Below are 12,831 nucleotides of genomic sequence, written 5' to 3' on the forward strand. Positions count from 1 at the left end.
ATGTGAGATATCCCTATCCGTGGCATCCGACCCCTCCCTCCAGCGCAGGGCCTTCCTGACTGGTGCAGCCGGCACGGCAGCGGCGACCAGCGGCTGCATCGGTAACCTGCGAAACCTCATCGGCCGCGACGCCGCCCAGCAACTCTCCCTGAACATCGCGACGCTGCCGGCATCGGCGGACCCCTATGCGGTCCGGATAGCCAACCAATTGAGCAAGAACCTGAATCTGGCCGGCATCGACGCCGGGCCGCCGGAGCCGATGGAACCCGACGTCCTGCTTCGGAACATCCTCATCAACCAAGATTTCGACCTCTACGTGCTCCAGTACCCGAGCGAGGGCTATCCCGGCGAACTCCGGTCGATGCTCTACTCGGCGTACGGCGAGGAGGCCGGCTGGCAGAACCCCTTCGGGTTCAGCGACCTCGAGATGGACGACCGCCTCGACGCCCAACAGGCCGCCGGGCCCGACACGCGCGTCGAGGCCGTCCGCGAGACACAGCGACAGGTCGTCCGCGTCCAGCCGTTTACTGTCGTCGCCTTCCCCGACCACATCGCCGGCGTCCGGACCGACCGGTTTACCGGCTGGGATGCGGGCGGACTGCCCGAGACGGCGAACTACTTCCAGCTCGAATCTACCGGCGAAACCGACGAACTGTCGCTGCTGTTGCAGGACCCCCGTGCGACGAAAAACCGGAACCCCATCGCCGTCGAACACCGGAACCGCGGCGTCGTCATCGGCCTCTTCTACGACCCGCTGGTGCGGCGCATCGGCGGGACGCCGACCCCGTGGCTGGCCAGCAGCGTCGAGTGGGACGAACGCGGCGACGGCCTCGCCGCGACCATCCGCCTCCGCGAGGCCGACTGGCACGACGGCGAACCGCTCACTGCCTCCGACGTGGCCTTTACCTACGAGTTCCTGAACGATACCTCGCTCGGAACCTTCGAGACGTCGGTGCCGACGCCGTGGCGTCGCGGCCGGGTCGACCTCGTCGACGACGTCGAGGTTCAGGACGACCGGACCCTCCGGATGGCGTTCACGACCGAAAACGTCGACACCGCAAACCGTGCGCTGGAGGTGCTGATGTTGCCCGAGCACGTCTGGTCCGAACGGACCGACCCCGCCGACCTGGCCGGCGTCGAACTCGCCGGCCAGACCACCGAAGCCCTCGTCTGGGCCAACGAGGACCCGGTCGGCAGCGGTCCGCTCCGGTTCGAATCCGCCCAGCGCGACGAGAACCTCAACCTCGTCCGCTTCGAGGACCACTTCCTCCACCGCGGCGACACCGAGGGGATTCCAGATCCCTACGCCAGCGGCATCGACTTCGAGCGTCTCAATTTCGAGGTGATGCCGTCGGCCGACACCGCCGTCGAGGTGCTCGAAAACGACAACGCCGATGCCTCCGCGAACAGCCTTGAGGCGTCGGTTGTCCCACGCATCGGCCGCAACGACGACATCACGCTAACGATTACCCGAGGACAGTCCTTTTATCACATCGGATATAATTGTCGTGAAGCACCGATGTCCGACCCCCGTTTCCGCCGCACCGTCGCTCGCCTCATCGACCGCGAGCACCTGATATCGTCGGTGTTCGACGATTACGCGGAGGCGAGCGAGGTTCCCTTCACGGGCGAGTGGACGCCGGAGGGACTCGAATGGGACGGTACCGCGGAACTGTCGTTCCTGGGGGCGGACGGCGAACTCGCCGTCGACGCCGCTCAGGAGGCCTTCATGGACGCCGGCTACCAGTACGAGGACGACCGACTGGTCCGACGAGGTGGTGACTAATGCTGCAACAGGTCCTGCCGCAACTGCTGGCGGTCATGCTGGTGATGCTCGCGACGGCGGCGCTGGTTTTCGTCGGCCGCGAACGCCTTTCGCGGACCCGCTACGAATACCGCGACCGGTTCAGTGCGGTCGCGCCGTACGTCGGCCTGCTCTGTATCGTCCTCATCGCCAACAAGATAGCCCGCGACATCGGCCCCGAACTGTCGTGGCTCATCGGCATCAGCATCACGCCGCTGCTTCAGCGCGTCGACGGGGTGATTCTGTGGCCGCTGTTCGGCACCGAGACGCCACAGTTCGTCATGTGGATTCAGACGCTGGCGACGCCGGAACTGACCGCGTACTTCTCCTTTATATACATCTACGGCTACGTCTTCCTGCTCGTCTTCCCGCTAATCGCGTACTTCGCGCTACCGAAGCCCGAACCGCTCCGGCGAACCATCGTCGCCTACGGCGCCAACTACATCATCGGCGTGCTCTGTTATATCGTCCTCATCGCCTACGGACCCAGGCTCATGATTCCGGAGCAGGTCGACGGCCTGCTGTTTACCCACTACTCGGAGTATCAGTTCCTCACCAAGGAGATCAACGACCAGACGAACGTGTTCCCGTCGCTGCACACCTCGATGGCCGTCACGGCGGCCCATCTGGCGTGGCTGAGCCGTGACGAATACCCGACGTGGGCGCCCCTCGCGGCGGTAATCGCGGTCAGCGTCGTCATCGCGACGATGTATCTCGGCATCCACTGGGCGACCGACGTCATCTTCGGCATCATGCTCGGCTACGTCAGCGTCCGTATCGGCGTCTACATGGAGGACACCCCGCCGAGTCTCGAAAAAATCCGCGGCCGTGCGGACAGCCTCTGGCGCGCTATTCCAGGTCGTTCGCGATAACGTCCCGCAGCGCGGCGATTTCTTCGGCGTCGTAGACCAGTTCTTCCTCGCCGACGCCCAGTTCGAGACGGCCCGAATCCGTCGCTTCGCCCAGACGCTCGACCGGCGCGATGCCGTCGAAGCGTTCGCGGACCGCCTCGGGGTCGGTCGTCTCGACGACGACGCGGCCGACACACTCCGAGAAGAGCAGTTCCGCAGGGGAAGCGTCCCCATCGAGTTCGACGTCAGCGCCGGCCTCGCCGACCATCTCGGCGAGCGCGACCGCGAGGCCGCCGTGGCTCACGTCGTGGGTGGACAGCGTCGACTCGTCGTTGGCCACGTCGGCGATGGCCGCGACCAGTTCCCTCGCGTGCTCGGGCGGTTTGGGGAAGCGGTCGGATCCGCCGAACTGCGCGAGGAGTTCGGAACCACCGAGTTCGGTTCGGTCGGGGCCAACGACGAGTAGTTCTCCGTCGCCGTCCAGTTCCGCGGTCGGGGCGTCGTAGCCCTGTTTCGTCCCAGTCATTGCCAGCGTCGGCGTCGGTGGGATGGGCCCCGAGGGCGAGTCGTTGTACAGCGAGACGTTGCCGCCGACGACGGGCACGTCGAGTTCGCTGCACATGTCCGCGAGGCCGTCGACGATGTTCCGGAAGCCGCCGTAGACGTCGGGTTTCTCGGGATTGCCGCCGTTGAGACAGTCGACGGCTGCAAGCGGCGTCGTCCCCTTCGCCGCGAGGTTCGTGGCGTTCTCCAGCGCGATGGCGCGGGCGCCGTCGTAGGGCGCCGCGTCGGTCCAGTTGGGGTCGGCGCCGGAGGAAAAGCCGAGGCCGACGCCGGGCGAATCGTCGTCGCCGACCTCCCGGATGGCCATCAGTGCCGCGTCGTCGCCGGGCTTCATCGCCGTTCGGGTGCCAACCTCGTGGTCGTACTGCCGGTAGACCCACGATTTCGAGGCGGTGTTCGGCGAGGCGACGACGGCCTCGAAGGCCTCGGTGAGGTCGACGTCGGGCAGGTCCCGCTCGGACTCCTCGGGTTCGACGTGGTCGAGGTCGTTCATCGGCGCGCCCTCCGCGAGGTAGTAGGCGTCGACGTCGACGACGGTCTCGCCCTCAAAGGTACAGACGTAGTTGCCCTCGGTCACCTCGCCGATGACCGAACAACCGAGGTCGTACTTCTCGGCGATTTCCTCGACGGCCTCGACGTCCTCGGGACGGACCTCGTAGCACATTCGCTCTTGGGATTCCGCCAGCAGGATTTCCAGCGCGTTCATGTTCGGTTCGCGCTGGTGAACGCGGTCGAGTTCGATGTGGGCGCCCAAATCGCCCTTGGCGACCAGTTCGGAGGAGGCACCGCCGAGGCCGGCCGCACCGAGGTCGCGGGCCGCGCGAATCAGGTCCGCATCGACCAGTTCCTCGTTGGCCTCGATGAGTCGTTTCTCGGCGTAGGGGTCGCCGACCTGCACGGCGGGCCGGTCCTCGGTTTCGGCGTCCTCGCTCAAATCCTCGCTGGCGAAGGACGCGCCACCGAGGCCGTCGCGGCCGGTGCCGTTGCCGACCAACACGAGTTTGTTGCCGGGCGTTTGGGCCTCGGCGGTGACGAGTCGCTCCTCGTTGGTCAGGCCGACACAGGCGACGTTGACCAGCGGGTTGCCCTCGTAGTCGTCGTGGAAGGCGACGCTACCGGTGACGGTGGGGACGCCGATGCAGTTGCCGTAGTGGGAGATACCCTCGACGACGCCTTCGAAGAGGTACTTGGAGTGTTCGGCCTCGAAGTCGCCGAAATAGAGGCTGTCGGCGAGCGCAATGGGGTAGGCGCCCATCGACATCGTGTCGCGGACGATGCCGCCGACGCCCGTCGCGGCGCCGTCGAAGGGGTCGACGTACGAGGGGTGGTTGTGGCTCTCGATGCCCATCGTGATGTACGTCTCGCTGTTGTCGCCCGACGCGTCCGGGAGGGCGACGACGGCGGCGTCGTCCCCGGGGCCGACGACGACCTGTGAGCCCTCACTGTCGAAGGCCGACAGCAGGGGCCGCGAGGAGCGGTACGCACAGTGTTCGCTCCAGAGGTTCTCGAAGAGCGTTTCTTCGGCCGGAGTCGGGTCCCGGCCCAACTCCTCGACGACGAGGTCGCGGTCCGACGGCGAAAGAGGCATTCACCTGTATGCTGTCTTTACCGGGATAAATCGCTTTTCATATGCACGTTTATGGATATAAATACCGTCCGACGCCCAACCGGGGCGCTTTTCTCGGGGGGTGTCCTATGCCCGCCCGTGCTGTCGGTCGAGCTTCATACGCATTCGGCGCTGTCCTACGACGGGCGCGACCCCGTCGACCTCCTGTTGGAACAGGCGGAAGCGGTGGGTCTCGACGCGCTCGCCGTGACGGACCACGACGAAATCGACGCCTCGCTGGAGGCCGCCGCGAAGGCCCAGGAATACGACCTCGTGGGTATTCCCGGCATGGAGGTCTCCAGTTCCGCCGGCCACGTGCTGGCACTCGGCGTCGAGGAGTTGATACCCGCCGGCCTCTCCTTCGAGGAGACGCTCGACCGCATTCACGACCTGGGTGGTATCGCCGTCGTTCCCCACCCGTTCCAGAAATCTCGCCACGGCGTCGCGCCGCATATCTCGCGGGAAACCCTCGCGAGTGCCGACGCCATCGAGGTGTACAACTCGCGGCTCTTTACCGGCCGCTCGAACCGGCAGGCCGAACGCTTCGCCGAGGACCACGGCCTGCCGATGACCGCCGGCAGCGACGCCCACATCGCCGAGATGGTCGGACAGGCCGTCACCGAGGTCGACGCCTATCACCCGAGCGCCGAGGCGATTCTCGACGCCATTCAGGAGGGCCGCACCAGCGTCGTCGGCAAGCGCACCCCGTGGTTCATCAGCATCGAGCAGTTCGGGGGCGGGGTGAAACGACGCATCGCCTCCATGCTGCCGTGGTGATGACGGGAGACACTACGAGCGCCGACGACTCCATGCAAGGCGCCGCCCCCGCGACGGTCAGACAGGCGCTGGATACGCGAAACCCGCTAATCGGCACCCGTGGGTTCGCCGGAACAGTCGACGGCGCTCTCGTCCGGGACGTGCTCGGTCGCTATCCCCTCTTTTCGGAAGCCGGCACACCGTCCGTTTTCAGCGCCGACCCGACCGACCTCCGCGAACCCGAGGCCGTTCCGGCAGGCCACCGCCGTACGGAAGAGGGGGATACGCGCGTGTGGACGCTGCCGAACCCCGACCCCTACGTGGCCGCCGAACGGGCAATCGAGACGGTTCGGGCGGCCATCGTCGATTCGGTCGACGACGCGGGCGAGGAAACCGACGGCGAGGTGCCCGTCGCCTTCTCCGGCGGTATCGATTCCTCGATTCTCGCCTCGAAACTGGACGGCCCGCTCTACGTCGGCGGCTTCGCCGAGAGCCACGACGTCGAGGCTGCGCGGACGGCCGCCGGGGCGCTGGACCGGGAGGTAAACGTCGTCGAGTTCTCTCACGACGACCTCGTTCGCGCGGTCCCCGAACTGGTACGTGCGACCGGCCGGACCAACGCGATGGACATCAACATCGCCCTCCCGCTGTATCTGGTCGCCGAACGGGTCGCCGCGGACGGCTACGACCGACTGGCGGTCGGACAGGGAGCCGACGAACTGTTCGGCGGCTACGCGAAGGTCGCCAAGGCTCCCGAGGACCCCCGCGTTGACGCCGAAACGGTCCGGGGCGCTACCCGCGAAGTCATCGCCTCGCTGCCCGACCAACTGGAACGGGACGTGCTGGCCCTGCGGGCGGCGGGCGTCGAACCCGTCGCGCCACTCTTGGACGACCGGGTGGTCGAAACGGCGCTTCGGCTGCCAGGCGAGTTGCTCGTTTCGGGCGAAACCCGAAAAGTGGCCCTCCGGGAGGCGGCCGATTTCCTCCCCGACGCGGTTCGCGAACGGGATAAAAAGGCCGTCCAGTACGGGACGCTGGTCTCGCGAGAACTCGACCGACTGGCCCGGCAGGCCGGCTTCAAGCGGCGGATGGACGACCACGTCGGCCAGTATATCGACTCGCTGTGTGAGTGAGACGTTTTAATAGGGCGGTCGTCCAGCCCCGGATATGGCTCGGCTCACGATACAGGGGCGACTCGTCGTCGCGGGCATCGGGCTACTCTTCGTCGTCCTGTTCGGCCTGCTGATGCCGTGGTGGCTCTTCGTCCTCTTCGTCGTCGTGATGCTGCCGATGTTCTACAAACTGCTGGCGACGTGAGAAGGGGTTACTCCCCGGACGGACAGAACAGGACCGGGACGTCGCTGTCCAGCATGACCGACTGGGAGACGCTGCCGAAGAGGGCCTTGCCGGCCGGCGAGCGCTTGCGCCCGGCGACACAGATGACGTCGGCGTCGGTTTCGTCCGCGTAGGAGAGGACGCGTTCGGCAGGGTCGCCGCTGGATTCGTCGGCCGACACCTCGATGTCCGCCGCCTCCAGAATGTCGATGGCCTCGCGGGCGGGGCGGAACTGGGTGATGCCCGCCCCCTCGATGTTGTCGGTGAAGACGTGGAAGACCGTCACCGAGAGGTCCTCACGGTTCAAATCGAGGTCGACTATGCGTTCGGCCTGCAGTTCCGCTCGCTCCTCGTCGTCGTCGACGGCCAGTAGTACGTGCGTCATGCCTCGTCGGGGCCTACGAGCGCCTCCCCCATTATAGGTCGCCACGAATCCCGACCGGAAAGACCGAATCCGGGGTTTCTTTCATGTCGGCAGACGAACCCGTCCGACGATGACGCCGCTCGAAATCGGGCTTCGGCTGGTCGCAGGAATCCTGCTCATCCTCGCGAACGGATTTTTCGTCGCCATCGAGTTCGCGCTGACCCGGGTTCGTCAGTACACCGAATCGGAGTTCGACGAACCCAGCCTCCGCCGGGCCTGGGAGATGACCCACGAACTGGAGATCTATCTCACCAGTTGTCAGGTCGGCATCACCGCCTCCAGTATCGCGGTCGGTATCGTCGCCGAACCGGCGCTGGCAGCCCTCTTCGAGCCGCTTTTCCGCGGGAGCACGCTCGCGGCTATCGGTGCCGGCGGTATCATCGCCTTCGTCATCATCAACCTCGTCCATCTGACCCACGGCGAGCAGACGCCGACCTATCTCGGCGTCGAACGCACCAAGACCGTCTGTCGGTACGGTGCGACGCCGCTGTACTACTTCACCAAACTCATCCGCCCGGTGATGGAGATCGGCGACACCGTCGCCAAATGGACCCTCAGCCTCTTCGGCGTCGAGATGACCGGCGCGTGGCTGGAGACCGGCGAGGAGGTCATCGAGAACCGCGCGCAGTTGCGCAACCGGCTGGACTCGCTGCTGGAACGCGGCGACCTCTCCGAGGAGCGCCACGAGGAAATCGTCGGCGCGCTCGATGCCGGTCAGATTCCCGTCGAGAGCGTGATGGTCGACGCCGACGACGTCGTCTTCCTCTCGACGGCCGACAGTCCCGAGGAGAACTTCGAGCGAATGTTCGAGACGCCGCACACGCGCTATCCGCTGGTCGGCGAGACGACCAACGACTTCGTCGGCATCATCTACGTCCCCGCGGTTCTCGACCGTATCGACGAGATTCGAGCGGAGGAGACCACTTTCGAGGAAATCGCCGCGCCGCCGATGACCGTCTCGCCCGAAACGAGCGTCAGCGACGCCATCGACCAGTTTCAGGCCGAAAGTCAGGAACTCGCTCTAGTCATCTCCGAGGGGGAGGTGGTCGGCCTCGTCACGGCGACCGACGCTTTCGAGGCCGTGATGGGCGAACTCGAAGACCCCCTCGACGAAGCCATGGGCTGACCCTCGCCGGGGTCCGTTCTATCCCAACTGCTCGATTGCCTGCTTGCCGAGGTCGCAGATATCGGCCGCCAACTCGTCGTGTGCGTCCAGTTCCTCGGCGGTGAACCACGCCCACGCGTCCGCCGCGGTTTCGTCGTGGCCCGCCGGGTCGATTTCGCGGCTTTCGGCGCGCCCGAAGTAGACGAAATCCATGTGCTGGTGAGCAACGCGGCCGCTCTCGTGAACGTCGATGTCCTCCAGCAGGAAGGCGTCAGGCTGCGGCAGGGATTCGGCCTGTTCGGTGTCGTAGGGGCCGGTTTCGGCGACGAGGTCGGGTTCCAGTCCCGTTTCCTCGTAGGTCTCCCGGAGGGCGGCCTCGTGGGGGAGTTCGTCGCGGTCGATGTGGCCGCCCGGCGGCAGCCACATGTCCAACTTCTCGTGTTCGTGCAGCAGAGTTGCGCCGTCGTTGACGGCGTACATCGTCGCCACGAAATGTCGTGTCGTCTCCATACCGACAGCGGGCGGCGAGGCGGTTTCGGCGTTTCGCTCTCGGCGAGAAAAAGCCCGTCAGACGTCCAGGCCTTCTTCGGCTTCCAGCAGTTCGTGATACCGGTTCCGAATCGTCACTTCGGAGATATCGGCGACTTCGCTGACCTCGCTTTGGGTCACTTTCTCGTTGACCAGCAGCGAAGCGGCATAAACCGCGGCGGCAGCGAGGCCGACGGGCGATTTTCCGGAGGTGATGCCGGCCTCGGCGGCGCTGTCGAGCAACTGACGGGCGCGGCGCTCGGCTTCGTCGGAGAGTTCGAGGTCGCTGGCGAAGCGCGGGACGTAGCTCTTGGGGTCGGCGGGTTGGATTTCCAGGCCGAGTTCGCGGACGACGTAGCGGTAGGTGCGGGCGATTTCGTCCTTGTCGACCCGCGAGACGTTCGTGACCTCGTCGAGACTCCGCGGAGTTTTGGCCTGTCGGGCGGCGGCGTACAGCGACGCGGTGGCGACGCCCTCGATGGAGCGTCCGGGCAGGAGGTTCTCGTCGAGTGCGCGGCGGTAGATGACGGAAGCAGTCTCGCGGACGTTATCCGGGAGGCCGAGTGCGCTCGCCATCCGGTCGATTTCGCCCAGCGCCTGCTTGAGGTTGCGCTCCTTGGAGTCACGCGTCCGGAAGCGCTCGTTCCAGGTCCGCAGGCGTTGCATCTTCTGGCGCTGGCTGGACGAGAGCGAATTGCCGTAGGCGTCCTTGTCCTGCCAGCCGATATTGGTCGACAGGCCCTTGTCGTGCATCATGTTCGAGGTAGGGGCACCGACCCGGCTCTTTTCGTCCTTTTCGGCGCTGTCGAAGGCGCGCCACTCGGGGCCGCGGTCGATTTCGTCCTCGTCGACGACGAGACCGCACTCGCTGCAGACGGTCTCGCCGTGTTCGGTATCCGCCCGGAGGGACCCGCCACACTCCGGACACACCAGTTCGGACTCGTCGCTCTCGGTGGTTTCCTCCTCTTCCTCGCGTTGCGAACGTCTGACGGTACTGTCAGTCATTTTGAACAAACGGCAGTTGGTGGAGGAACTGCGCTATTAATCTGTTGTCGCGTCACCGACTTAAATATTGGGGCCGAGGAAGGCGCTGAAACGCGGTTTAGACCGCTTCTAGCGGCCGTTCTGTCCGAGGCCCGTCATCGGTGAGAATCAGGGAACGGCGCGGTATTTCCCTAAATAGTCGTGACGGTGGTTCGAAACCGGCGCGCAGGGCCATTCGAAACCCTTAGTGACACCCCACGCCCACAACCGACCATGACCGTCGACGAGGAGGAAGTCCGCCACGTCGCCTCGCTGGCCCGCGTCGACCTCGACGAGGAGGAGGTCGACCGGTTCACCGAGCAGTTCGCCGACATCCTCGACTACTTCGAGGCCCTCGACGAGGTGCCCGAAGTCGAGGCCGAAGCGGAGTTAGCCAACGTGATGCGGCCCGACGAGGTCCACGAGGGCCTCTCTCAGGAGGAAGCCCTCCAGAACGCGCCGGAGACCGAGGACGGCTACTTCAAGGGGCCGAAGGTATCGTAATGAGCCACAACGCATTCATCACCGAGGAGACCGTCGAGGGCGCCGACGAGGGGCCCCTCTCCGGCGTCACCGTCGCCGTCAAGGACAACATCTCGACGGAGGGCGTCCGCACCACCTGCGGGTCGAACATGCTCGAAGACTACGTCCCGCCCTACGACGCCACCGTCGTCCAGCGCCTCAAGGACGCCGGTGCGACCATCGTGGGCAAGGCCAACATGGACGAGTTCGGCATGGGGACGACCACCGAAACCTCCGCATTCGGCCCGACGGAAAACCCCGCTGCCGAGGGCCGAGTCCCCGGCGGTTCGTCGGGAGGCTCCGCCGCTGCCGTCGCCGCCGGCGAGGCCGACATCGCACTCGGCTCCGATACCGGTGGCTCGGTCCGCTGTCCGGCCGCCTTCTGTGGCGTCGTCGGCATCAAGCCGACCTACGGCCTCGTCTCCCGCTACGGACTGGTCGCCTACGCGAACTCCTTGGAGCAAATCGGCCCGCTGGCCCCGACCGTCGAGGAGGCCGCCGAGGCGCTGGACGTCATCGCCGGCCCCGACGAGAACGACGCGACGACACGGGAGAACGGCGCCGGGTCGAACTACGCCGCCGCCGCGGACGGCGACGTCGACGGCCTCACTATCGGCGTCCCGACCGAACTGCTGGAAGGCGCGGACGAGGGCGTTCGTGAAACCTTCGAGGCCGCCCTCGAGGACCTCCGGTCGCAGGGCGCGACCACCGAGGAAGTCTCGCTTCCCTCCGTCGAGACGGCCGTGCAGGCCTACTACGTCATCGCGATGTCCGAGGCTTCCTCGAACCTCGCGCGCTTCGATGGCGTCCGCTACGGCAAGTCGGGCGGCCACGAGGGCAACTGGAACGAATCCTTCGCCAACGCCCGTGAGGAGGGCTTCGGCGAGGAGGTCAAACGCCGCGTCCTGCTCGGTACCTACGCCCTCTCGGCCGGCTACCACGACAAGTACTACAAACAGGCTCAGGACGCCCGCGCGTGGGTCAAGCAGGACTTCGATTCGGCGTTCGAGGACGTCGACGTACTCGCCTCACCGACGATGCCCGTCCCGCCGTTCGAGATGGGCGAGAGCCTCGATGACCCCCTCCAGATGTACCTCGCGGACGCCAACACCGTCCCGGTCAACCTCGCGAACCTGCCCGCCATCTCGGTCCCGGCGGGCGAAACCGATGAAGGGCCGGTCGGCCTGCAGTTGGTCGGGCCCGCCTTCGACGAGGAGACGATTATCCGCGCCGGCTCCGCGCTGGCCTGATTTCCTGACGCTCCCTTTTATACCCCGACGATTGCTGCGACCGTCCGCAGAGTGACAGCGGCTGCCTCGGGGTCGCTGAACCGAACGCCGAGATACCCGAACGTTGCCTGCGTCAGGTTGTAGAGGCCGTGAATGGCCGCGACGACGACGAGGTTATCCGTGAACTCGTAGACGAGCCCCAACACGAGGCCGACCAGCAACAGCACCGACACGCTCAACAGTGCGCCGCCGATGCTCCCCGGCAGAAAGCCGGTGATGTGGGCGAACGCGAACAGCGTCGTCGCGATGCCGACCCCTCCGACGGGACCGAACGTCTCCCGCAGGCGCGTCTGGATGACGCCACGGAAGAGCAGTTCCTCGGCCGGGCCGACGATGAAAAGCGAAAGCACCCCGATGAGCAGGAAGATGAGCGGGTCCTGCTGTGCGATTTCGATGATGCCCTGCTGTTGGCGCTCGATGCCGAGGCGGTTGCCGATGATGAAGGTCCCGATGGCGCCGACGAGCCAGACGACTACCATCCCGACGTAGCCGGCGCCGAGGGAAATCCAGCCTTCGAGGGAGGGCACCTCGACGCCGATATCGGCCAGCGTGCGGTCCCGATAGCGGAGATACCCGAGCGAGACGGCACTGAACGCGACCAGTTGAAGCGTCACCACCGACAGGACGACCGCCCGGCGCGGCGTGATGTCGATACCCGCCGAATCGAGCGCGATAGCCAGAAGCGCTGCGGCACCGTTACCGACGATGAACGCCAGCGCCGCGAGGCCGATGGCGACGGCCACCGCGAGGACGGGCGCGGGAAGCCGGTCGGCAAGCGCGGCATCGATATCCGACATGGGCGGGCCTACGGCCGGTCACGCAAAAAGGTCGTCCCTACCCGTAGCGGACGTACCAGTAAATCAGTCCGAGGACGGCCGGGATTACGATTACGAGCGGCAGGGTCAGCACGCCCTCGGGGCGGCCCGCGAGCTGGACGGCCACCAGCACGGCGGCGAAGACGAAGGCGAGCGAACCGACCACGAGTGCGACCGTCGAAAACGGGTCGCCGTCCGCGTCCATCACG

14 protein-coding genes are annotated in these 12,831 nt (G+C 66.1%); 8 read left to right on the forward strand and 6 right to left on the reverse strand.

The window, feature by feature from the left end; translation table 11 throughout:
- Window positions 1–19 precede the first annotated feature (19 nt).
- The gene (locus HWV23_RS04530) at window positions 20–1,786 is read left to right on the forward strand and encodes an ABC transporter substrate-binding protein (RefSeq protein WP_178289237.1); all 1,767 of its coding nucleotides are present in this window, start codon (window positions 20–22) and stop codon (window positions 1,784–1,786) included.
- Window positions 1,786–2,676 (forward strand): phosphatase PAP2 family protein, encoded by an 891-nt coding sequence (locus tag HWV23_RS04535; protein WP_178289238.1) that lies wholly within the window; start codon window positions 1,786–1,788, stop codon window positions 2,674–2,676. The genes HWV23_RS04530 and HWV23_RS04535 overlap by 1 nt, the downstream gene beginning before the upstream one ends.
- On the opposite strand, the gene purL is transcribed toward HWV23_RS04535, so the two are convergent.
- Window positions 2,654–4,807 (reverse strand): phosphoribosylformylglycinamidine synthase subunit PurL, encoded by a 2,154-nt coding sequence (gene purL, locus HWV23_RS04540; protein WP_178289239.1) that lies wholly within the window; start codon window positions 4,805–4,807, stop codon window positions 2,654–2,656. The genes HWV23_RS04535 and purL overlap by 23 nt on opposite strands.
- A 117-nt stretch (window positions 4,808–4,924) precedes the next feature.
- Here purL and HWV23_RS04545 point away from each other — a divergent pair, with 117 nt between their 5' ends.
- The 3 genes from HWV23_RS04545 to HWV23_RS04555 are packed head-to-tail and all read left to right on the forward strand — an operon-like array spanning window position 4,925 to window position 6,898.
- Window positions 4,925–5,602, forward strand: a complete 678-nt coding sequence (locus HWV23_RS04545; RefSeq protein WP_178289240.1) for a PHP domain-containing protein — start codon at window positions 4,925–4,927, stop codon at window positions 5,600–5,602.
- Window positions 5,603–5,634: 32 nt separating this feature from the next.
- Window positions 5,635–6,714: an asparagine synthase C-terminal domain-containing protein gene (locus tag HWV23_RS04550; RefSeq protein ID WP_178291602.1), complete on the forward strand. Its 1,080-nt coding sequence runs from the start codon at window positions 5,635–5,637 to the stop codon at window positions 6,712–6,714.
- 34 nt (window positions 6,715–6,748) lie between these two features.
- The gene (locus tag HWV23_RS04555) at window positions 6,749–6,898 is read left to right on the forward strand and encodes a hypothetical protein (RefSeq protein WP_178289241.1); all 150 of its coding nucleotides are present in this window, start codon (window positions 6,749–6,751) and stop codon (window positions 6,896–6,898) included.
- Between the two features lie 7 nt (window positions 6,899–6,905).
- On the opposite strand, the gene HWV23_RS04560 is transcribed toward HWV23_RS04555, so the two are convergent.
- Window positions 6,906–7,301, reverse strand: a complete 396-nt coding sequence (locus tag HWV23_RS04560) for a universal stress protein (protein WP_178289242.1) — start codon at window positions 7,299–7,301, stop codon at window positions 6,906–6,908.
- A 109-nt stretch (window positions 7,302–7,410) separates the two neighbouring features.
- Between HWV23_RS04560 and HWV23_RS04565 the strand changes: the two genes are divergently transcribed.
- Entirely contained in the window at window positions 7,411–8,466 is a 1,056-nt protein-coding gene (locus HWV23_RS04565; protein ID WP_178289243.1) for a CNNM domain-containing protein, read from the forward strand.
- Between the two features lie 18 nt (window positions 8,467–8,484).
- On the opposite strand, the gene HWV23_RS04570 is transcribed toward HWV23_RS04565, so the two are convergent.
- Together HWV23_RS04570 and HWV23_RS04575 are read right to left on the reverse strand one after the other, a co-directional pair.
- Entirely contained in the window at window positions 8,485–8,955 is a 471-nt protein-coding gene (locus HWV23_RS04570) for an NUDIX hydrolase (protein WP_178289244.1), read from the reverse strand.
- Between the two features lie 57 nt (window positions 8,956–9,012).
- Window positions 9,013–9,978 (reverse strand): transcription initiation factor IIB, encoded by a 966-nt coding sequence (locus tag HWV23_RS04575; protein ID WP_178289245.1) that lies wholly within the window; start codon window positions 9,976–9,978, stop codon window positions 9,013–9,015.
- Window positions 9,979–10,230: 252 nt separating this feature from the next.
- On the opposite strand from HWV23_RS04575, the gene gatC reads away from it, so the two are divergent.
- Both gatC and gatA read left to right on the forward strand, forming a co-directional pair.
- A complete protein-coding gene (gene gatC, locus HWV23_RS04580) occupies window positions 10,231–10,500 on the forward strand; it encodes an Asp-tRNA(Asn)/Glu-tRNA(Gln) amidotransferase subunit GatC (protein ID WP_178289246.1) in 270 nt (89 codons plus the stop codon).
- A complete protein-coding gene (gene gatA, locus HWV23_RS04585) occupies window positions 10,500–11,768 on the forward strand; it encodes an Asp-tRNA(Asn)/Glu-tRNA(Gln) amidotransferase subunit GatA (protein ID WP_178289247.1) in 1,269 nt (422 codons plus the stop codon). The genes gatC and gatA overlap by 1 nt, the downstream gene beginning before the upstream one ends.
- A gap of 17 nt (window positions 11,769–11,785) precedes the next feature.
- Here gatA and HWV23_RS04590 read toward each other — a convergent pair whose 3' ends face one another.
- Both HWV23_RS04590 and HWV23_RS04595 read right to left on the reverse strand, forming a co-directional pair.
- Entirely contained in the window at window positions 11,786–12,604 is an 819-nt protein-coding gene (locus HWV23_RS04590; RefSeq protein ID WP_178289248.1) for a CPBP family intramembrane glutamic endopeptidase, read from the reverse strand.
- 37 nt (window positions 12,605–12,641) lie between these two features.
- Window positions 12,642–12,827, reverse strand: a complete 186-nt coding sequence (locus HWV23_RS04595; protein WP_178289249.1) for a hypothetical protein — start codon at window positions 12,825–12,827, stop codon at window positions 12,642–12,644.
- Window positions 12,828–12,831: the final 4 nt, after the last annotated feature.

The organism is Natronomonas halophila (genome assembly GCF_013391085.1).
Lineage (GTDB): Archaea > Halobacteriota > Halobacteria > Halobacteriales > Haloarculaceae > Natronomonas > Natronomonas halophila.

Coding starts and splice junctions, on each gene's coding strand:
- HWV23_RS04535 (WP_178289238.1), top strand. CDS start 1,786: ATGCTGCAACAGGTCCTGCCGCAACTGCTGGCGGTCATGCTGGTGATG.
- purL (WP_178289239.1), bottom strand. CDS start 4,807: ATGCCTCTTTCGCCGTCGGACCGCGACCTCGTCGTCGAGGAGTTGGGC.
- HWV23_RS04550 (WP_178291602.1), top strand. CDS start 5,635: ATGCAAGGCGCCGCCCCCGCGACGGTCAGACAGGCGCTGGATACGCGA.
- HWV23_RS04555 (WP_178289241.1), top strand. CDS start 6,749: ATGGCTCGGCTCACGATACAGGGGCGACTCGTCGTCGCGGGCATCGGG.
- HWV23_RS04560 (WP_178289242.1), bottom strand. CDS start 7,301: ATGACGCACGTACTACTGGCCGTCGACGACGACGAGGAGCGAGCGGAA.
- HWV23_RS04565 (WP_178289243.1), top strand. CDS start 7,411: ATGACGCCGCTCGAAATCGGGCTTCGGCTGGTCGCAGGAATCCTGCTC.
- HWV23_RS04570 (WP_178289244.1), bottom strand. CDS start 8,955: ATGGAGACGACACGACATTTCGTGGCGACGATGTACGCCGTCAACGAC.
- HWV23_RS04575 (WP_178289245.1), bottom strand. CDS start 9,978: ATGACTGACAGTACCGTCAGACGTTCGCAACGCGAGGAAGAGGAGGAA.
- gatC (WP_178289246.1), top strand. CDS start 10,231: ATGACCGTCGACGAGGAGGAAGTCCGCCACGTCGCCTCGCTGGCCCGC.
- gatA (WP_178289247.1), top strand. CDS start 10,500: ATGAGCCACAACGCATTCATCACCGAGGAGACCGTCGAGGGCGCCGAC.
- HWV23_RS04590 (WP_178289248.1), bottom strand. CDS start 12,604: ATGTCGGATATCGATGCCGCGCTTGCCGACCGGCTTCCCGCGCCCGTC.
- HWV23_RS04595 (WP_178289249.1), bottom strand. CDS start 12,827: ATGGACGCGGACGGCGACCCGTTTTCGACGGTCGCACTCGTGGTCGGT.